At 44.8% G+C, this 6,926-nt stretch carries 5 protein-coding genes; 4 read left to right on the top strand and 1 reads right to left on the bottom strand.

Annotated features, from left to right (window positions below; translation table 11 throughout):
• A partial coding sequence (locus QUB13_RS30085) for a hypothetical protein (protein WP_333388683.1) occupies positions 1-199 on the top strand: 199 nt, incomplete at its 5' end.
• Here the strand turns inward: QUB13_RS30085 and QUB13_RS30080 are convergent.
• Entirely contained in the window at positions 196-351 is a 156-nt protein-coding gene (locus QUB13_RS30080; RefSeq protein ID WP_333388681.1) for a hypothetical protein, read from the bottom strand. The two genes, QUB13_RS30085 and QUB13_RS30080, sit on opposite strands and share 4 nt — an antisense overlap.
• A gap of 284 nt (positions 352-635) precedes the next feature.
• On the opposite strand from QUB13_RS30080, the gene QUB13_RS30075 reads away from it, so the two are divergent.
• The 3 genes from QUB13_RS30075 to QUB13_RS30065 all read left to right on the top strand — a co-directional run bounded on the left by QUB13_RS30075 (position 636) and on the right by QUB13_RS30065 (position 6,823).
• A complete protein-coding gene (locus QUB13_RS30075; RefSeq protein WP_333388679.1) occupies positions 636-1,871 on the top strand; it encodes a HetZ-related protein in 1,236 nt (411 codons plus the stop codon).
• A gap of 1,023 nt (positions 1,872-2,894) precedes the next feature.
• Positions 2,895-5,288: a bifunctional serine/threonine-protein kinase/ABC transporter substrate-binding protein gene (locus QUB13_RS30070; RefSeq protein ID WP_333388676.1), complete on the top strand. Its 2,394-nt coding sequence runs from the start codon at positions 2,895-2,897 to the stop codon at positions 5,286-5,288.
• Between the two features lie 815 nt (positions 5,289-6,103).
• Positions 6,104-6,823, top strand: coding sequence for a PHP domain-containing protein (locus QUB13_RS30065; RefSeq protein ID WP_333388674.1), 720 nt, complete (start codon positions 6,104-6,106; stop codon positions 6,821-6,823).
• Positions 6,824-6,926 lie beyond the last annotated feature (103 nt).

The raw sequence follows: 6,926 nt of genomic DNA, 5'->3' as shown, positions 1-6,926 counted from the left end.
CCGAGAGTTCAGCCTTGTGGCTGGAAACGCTATGTACGGACTGATTACCGTGATTCACGTTTCAACGAATCGCACCGAAATACTCCGTCAGTTTCCCCATGCGGTGATTGAAAGGTTGATATCGGTGGCGGTGCACGCCCTACACAATACTGTGCTTCTTCCTTCTTCCTTCTGCCATAAAAACAAATTTGCAGATTAACCGGGTTTCCTAACTGCTGTGGCGTAGGTTTTGAAGATAGTGCAGTTCGCTACACTCTGCCGACTCTCGATTCCGAAATCTCCAACGCCCAAAATAGCCTCAAACAGCCAGTTCGTAAATTGTCCACTCAGCGGCCCCGGAACACCGTCCATCTTTGTCGCGATCTCCCTACCAAAATTACAGCTCAGAATGCTTGTACAGTAAGGCTTTCAGGACAAAAAAACAATCTTCCACAGCCAGCGCCTAGAATCAGATTCAGCAGCCAAAAACTGTTGCATGAGAGAGTGGAACAGTGGCATCACTGCGATTATCTCTATTTCCCTATATTCAATGTATAGAGAGTTGAATCAGCACAGCAAGCGAAACCACCAGCAACTGCCGCCTCGCTCTCTGACAAATGTCCTCGCACGCTGTGCGCTACCACGAGATAAACGCCATGACTGTCAAAACTGCCACCAACGCCGTCAACTGCAACACCGCTTCTGGCCTCAACTTCATTCCTGCACCAGGCGCACAAACCGCCGAAATTAATACTGCTCCCAGCATCGATGTTCTGGCTTTGGCTGAATTCGCCCTGAAAGAATTGCAAGCCTCCATGAAAAATCCCAGCCGCAGCGCTCAAGCAGTGGCGATGCGGATTGCTAAGGAAGTTGAACGGATTTGCCAAAAAAGCGATCGCATCCAAGTTTCCGGCGAAGTTGAAGCTTGGCAAATCACCTTGGCCGAACACCGCTTGCAAAAAACTCTGCAATTCTACCGCCTCGGTTCCAAAAGCGGCCGCGTCGAACTGCACTCTCACCTCGCATCGATGATTTACCGCCATGTTGCATCTTTCCGCTCGAACTTGAACTTCCAAGCTCGTTACAACATGATTGAAGACTTTTTGCAAGGCTTTTACATCGAAGCTTTGCGAGCTTTCCGCCGCGAACACCAACTCGATCTCAACTACACTCCCCGCACGCAAATTGAATTGGCTGAGTACATGGCTTTTACCGAACACTACGCCAAGCGCCAAATCGGTTTGCCCGGCCGCAACCGCCAGCGCCTGATCGTGCTTCGCGCTCAAGGATTTGCCAAGGGCCAGCCTCCCGAAACTGCGATCGACATTGAAATGGCTGTAGAGTCGGGCAAGGGAGAAGATGCGGAAATGCACAGCCGCTCTCCGGCGCTGCAACAAGTGCGCGAACAAATGGTTTCGGAAACTGTCGATCCGGCTGATGCTGTGCTGCGCGATCGAGTAGTCGCTGAATTGATCGCTTATCTGGAAGCTCAAAATCAGCCCGAATGCGTGAACTACTTAATGTTGAAATTGCAAGACCTTTCGGCTTCGGAAATCGATCGCGTTCTCGGTTTGTCTTCCCGCCAGCGTGACTACTTGCAACAACGGTTTAAGTACCACGTCGAAAAATTTGCCCGCACTCAAAACTGGAAACTCGTACACGAATGGCTGGGTGCTGATGTGGATCAAAAGCTGGGAATGACTTCCGACAAATGGGAAGCATTTCGCGCAGGGCTGTCTCCCCAAATGCTGGAATTGTTGGAAATGAAGCAGAATCAAGAAAGCGACAAGGCGATCGCCACAGCACTTAACTGCACTCCCAAACAAGTCCAAAAACGCTGGGCACAACTGTTGGAGCTGGCAAGCCAGACTCGCAACAGCAACCAAGCTTAACGGGTGATGCAAAATGAATGCAACTGTTTTCTGGAGACTGGAAAATGCGATCGGGTGCGGCACCTGCACGGGAATGCCCGCCCCGCTGTCCGCTCTCAACTCTCCAACTGGGGATGCTGGATTATGACAGCTTTTGAGCTAATTAAATATATTAAAAAAGCACTAATTTTTCTTAATATTTATGATTCCCAGGAACAACCTGGGATTTTTTTTATTAGGAATCGGGAAGATTCTCGTTATTAAAAAGAATATCAAATTAGTTAGGATCGGAATAGTAAATCAACAGCCAACAGTCAACAGTTAACAGTCAACAGTCAACAGTCAACAGCCAACAGCCAACAGTCAACAGCCAACAGTCAACAGTTAACAGTCAACAGTCAACAGTCAACAGTCAACAGTCAACAGTCAACATCATTCCAATGCTACCGCATTTGATATCATATCCTGTCGATTGACCGCAATCAGCAAGGTTAATGCGAACTTGCATACGCTCCAATTTGCGAACCAATTCGACAACGGTCAATTTATTGGACACGATATCAATTATCTAAATATTTGCTACAAATGGCAGAAATTCCCCGAATTATTCCTTTCTATTACCTATTCAAAAGCTGGTAATTTCCCAGTTTTTAAACTTTTCATTTACCTAAGAGTCCTGCTTTTGTTCCAACCTAGGGGAAGCGAGTTTGCATTCACTTAACAAATCACTAAACACACTAATAAATTAGTCAGTTTTAACTGACTTAAGCTATTAGTCAGGGAATAAATTCCCTGGCGGTATCGCGCGTCACGCGAGGGCTTTTAGGAGATGTGGGTAATGACAAGCTTTCAAAAAAGGGGGAACAACACTTGATTTTAAGTCCCCCTTGTCAAAGGCGATTTAGGGGACTATCCAATATCTAGGATTATTTTTTATATTTGAGATAAGTTGCAACCGCTAAATCCCATCCATTAAGTAGTGAACCCAGATTTTGTATTATAATCAACATCAACGGTCGAAGCCCAAGAGGAACTATAAAATTTATGTGTCTCAATCCCGGAGATATACTGGCTGAACGCTACAGAATTATTGATCGATTAGGACAGGGAGGATTTGCTAGAACCTACAAGGCTCAAGATATAAAAAAATCCGAAAATCCTCCCTGCGCGATTAAGGAAATTCCTTTTCCTGAATGCGACGAACTCCGGGTATTGGAAAAATGCCGGGAGCGATTTCAAAGGGAAGTTAGGGCTTTGCAGACTCTCGGAAATCACTCCCGCATTCCCAAATTGTTCGATCGCTTTGAAGAAAAAAAACATTTTTATCTCGTTCAAGAATATATTGAAGGAACACCCCTAAGTCAGGAATTTTTGCCGGCAGGTCAGCAGTGGACGGAATCACAGACGATCGCCTTTTTACGAGAAATTCTAGAAATTTTAAATTTTGTACACCAAGCAAATGTTATTCACCGCGACCTTACACCGGCTAACTTAATTCGGCGCTCCAAGGATGGTAAAATTGTTTTGATAGATTTTGGGGCTGTTAAAGAGATCAGCACCTTTACGGCTAACTCTACGGGTGAGATATTAACATCGCAGGCGATCGGCACAATCGGTTATATGCCGGCGGAACAATACAATCCGAGGTCTGTCCCCCAACCTTATAACGATATTTACGCCCTAGGAATCATTGTGATTCAAGCCCTCACCGGCAAGCTTCCTACGAATCTCCCGCAAGATCCCCAAACTTGTGAAATTGTCTGGGATTACTCGACGCACAATAAACAGATTTTACAAGTTAGCGACAGTCTAAAAAATATTGTTAGTAAGATGGTGCGTTTCCATTTTATTGAACGCTACCAATCTGTTACTGAGGTTTTAGAAGACTTGGATGCGATCGCACCGCCGCCTGTACGCAAAATTGCTCCTCAAAAGCGATCGCGCTTTCCCTGGCCACTGTTAGGCTTTGCTGGAATTGCGATCGGATTGGCGATCGTACTTTTCATCCCCAAAATTTTGCTGCGACAAACGCTTCCAGCAGATGGTGTAAGTTCTGGCGAAAAACTCCTAGTCCAAACCTCCGCCCTTTGGTCAAAACAAAGGGGCATTAATGAATTTGCCGACTCAAATTATCCCGAAGCTTTAAAATTGCTCAAACAGTCCTGGCGAGAAGACCGCAGAGACCCCGAAACTTTAATTTACATCAACAATGCTCTGCTAAAAGCTATCAATGCAGAATATTACACGATCGCGATCGTTGTACCCATCCGCAGAAATCTAGATGGGAGCATTCTCAACGCCAACTTAGCAGAAGAACTGCTGCGAGGTATCGCTCAAGCTCAAACCGAAGTGAATTTAGGTATCCTCCCTGCAACTGACACCAATCGAGATTTTCCAGGTCAAGGCTTTCTAGAACCACAAGCTATTAGAAAAAAAGGTCTAAAAGTCATCATTGCTGATGACGGAAATATCAAATCCTACGCCAAACAAAGGGCAAATTACCTAGTCGCTCAGCCAGATATTCTCGCAGTCATCGGACACTACACCAGCGACATGACCGTAGAAACAGTAGATATTTACAATCGAAATAAACTCGTCGCAATTTCTCCGGGAAGCACCACAGAAGAACTGACGCGCAAACCTCGAAAATATTTCTTTCGGACGGCTCCGACAACTAGCATAGAAGCTGAAGCTTTGGTAAATCAACTATTGAAAGTAGGGCAAAAACGAGTTGCCGCTTTTTACAATCCCAACAGTCCCTTCAGCGCTTCTTTGTGGGAAGAATTTAAAAAGCAATTTGAATCCCGAGGAGGAACGACTTTTAGAAGCAGTAATTATTACGATTTATCTAAAGATAATTTTAACGCCAAAGCTGCGATCGCAGAAGTTGAAAAATTTCCCAAAACCGCCTTACTTGTAGTTCCCGACGGTCAAGTCACTAATTCGCTGGAAAATGCGATCGAGATGATTAAAGCTAACGGCGATCGCAATTGGATTGTCGGGCCTTGGACGCTGTACGAGCAGAGAACGCTAAAACTAGCAACACAACTAAAGTCTGTTAAAAAACTCGGCGTATCTGTATTTTGGCATCCGTTAATCAGTTTTGATAAAAAATTTCCGGTAAACGCACAAAAATTGTGGAGAGGCCCGGTACATACTCGCTCTGCCTTAACCTACGATGCGGCAAAAACGCTGATTAAAGCTATAGAAATGCAGCCGGAACCCAGCCGCGAAGGAATGCAAAAAACTATGGCCGATCCTAACTTTAAAGCCGAGGGAGCTACGGGTATAATTGAATTTGACTCGAAGACTGGAAATCGGAAAAACTCTCCTAAAGCATTGGCGCATATTGTACCCTGTGCTAAAAAACAATTTGGCCTTACCTTTGTACCGATCGAATTTCCCACAGCCGCTGCGGCAGATTTAAAGTGCGATTGAATTGATAGACAAGAAGTCATTAGTCATCTTGCCCGCTCGCGAAGTCGAAGGGTAGTCATCTGTCATTAGTCAGATCATTTCTGGTCGATTATTATAACAAAAATAGTTCGTTCATTCGTAGTGCGGACTTTAGTCTGCGCTAGGAACCAATCTGCCATCGGTCAATCTACCGGACATGATATTATTAGTATTCCTAGGGAATGCTGCCATTGTTTTATAGAATTTTCAATTTACAATTTTACAGATTTGCACCTTATATATAGCCCTTTTAAAGTTGATTGACTGAGCCTAAAAAAGCCGGATGGCGAGAGGGCGATCGCTCTTGGCATCGACCCTACATTCCGCATTTTTATTGTACTTGTTTTACCTAAAGTTTGCTTTATACAAAGTGCAAATAGTCCTCCGTTTCACTACGGCGAATACTTGTTTGTTAAGCGATTTTCGCTGCCTACGCATCTATCAGATTGTTGCTCTTTATGCTGCGTCATTTTCTTTGTTCGACGCATCCTAGGAATAATGTTGCTCTGATAGAATAGTTGGGGAATGGTTAAATAAAAAGTTGTTTATTAAACTGGCGATGATACAGGTGCATCGTTCATTAGAAACAGTCGATTTTTATTGATGAATTTTCCATCGCGACGCACCCTAGGGTTACTAATTTATTTCTGCTTTACCCTAATTTATTCGTGCTTTTCGCACAAAAGTTCTCAGCCATCAAGGTCAAGCCCCCTTAGCCAAGCACAAATTTTTAAGCCCGCAAATTTTAAATAAATTAGATATATTAAACAAAGCTAGTCTTTTTTATACTAACGCTTATGACGGTCAATCTCGCTTCCTCACCAAGTTCTAGTCTCAAACCAGAAGCCCAGAATATCTCGGCCCTCAAACAAGTCTTGCAGACAATAAATGCCGATAGCTGTCCGGGTTCCTACAACTTCCACCTCCACACGGTTAACTCCGACGGGCGATCGCAGTCAGAGAAAGTGATGGAACAAGCAATAGCCATAGGCCTCAAAGGCTTAGCTATTACTGACCACCACAGCACCAAAGGCTACGCTCAAGCTCAAATCTGGCTGGATAATTGGAAATTAAACCATCCCGACAAAATTAGCGCTGCACCGACTCTTTGGACAGGGGCTGAAATTAATGCTGAATTGCTCAACAACGACGTACACATTCTCGCTTACGCCTTCGATCCAGAACATCCCAGTCTCGCACCTTACTTGCGAGGTAAAGGTACTGAAGGCCACGCTTGTTATTCCGCAGCCAGGGTAATTGAAGCGATTCAGGAAGCTGGAGGTTTAGCCGTTCTAGCACATCCTTGCCGGTATCGATCGACCGCCGATCAACTCATCCCAGAAGCAGCACGTTTCGGCATTGACGGCGTAGAAACTTACTATGCTTACGGCAATCCCTGTCCTTGGAAACCGAGTCCCAAACAAACTGCTTTAGTCAAGGATTTAGCAGAAACTTACGGTTTGTTGGGAACTTGCGGCACCGACTCTCATGGTCTGAGTCTTCTAGTCCGAATCTAGTAGTTGGGGGAATTAGGAATTGGGAATTGGGAATTGGGAATTGGGAATTGGGAATTGGGAATTGGGAATTGGGGATTGGGAATTGGGAATTGGGAATTGGGAA

Source organism: Microcoleus sp. B4-D4 (genome assembly GCF_036705185.1).
Classification (GTDB): domain Bacteria; phylum Cyanobacteriota; class Cyanobacteriia; order Cyanobacteriales; family Microcoleaceae; genus Microcoleus.
The sequence above is the reverse complement of the archived record's forward strand: the minus strand, read 5'-3'. Positions and strand labels throughout refer to the sequence as shown.

Coding starts and splice junctions, on each gene's coding strand:
- QUB13_RS30080 (WP_333388681.1), bottom strand. CDS start 351: ATGGACGGTGTTCCGGGGCCGCTGAGTGGACAATTTACGAACTGGCTG.
- QUB13_RS30075 (WP_333388679.1), top strand. CDS start 636: ATGACTGTCAAAACTGCCACCAACGCCGTCAACTGCAACACCGCTTCT.
- QUB13_RS30070 (WP_333388676.1), top strand. CDS start 2,895: ATGTGTCTCAATCCCGGAGATATACTGGCTGAACGCTACAGAATTATT.
- QUB13_RS30065 (WP_333388674.1), top strand. CDS start 6,104: ATGACGGTCAATCTCGCTTCCTCACCAAGTTCTAGTCTCAAACCAGAA.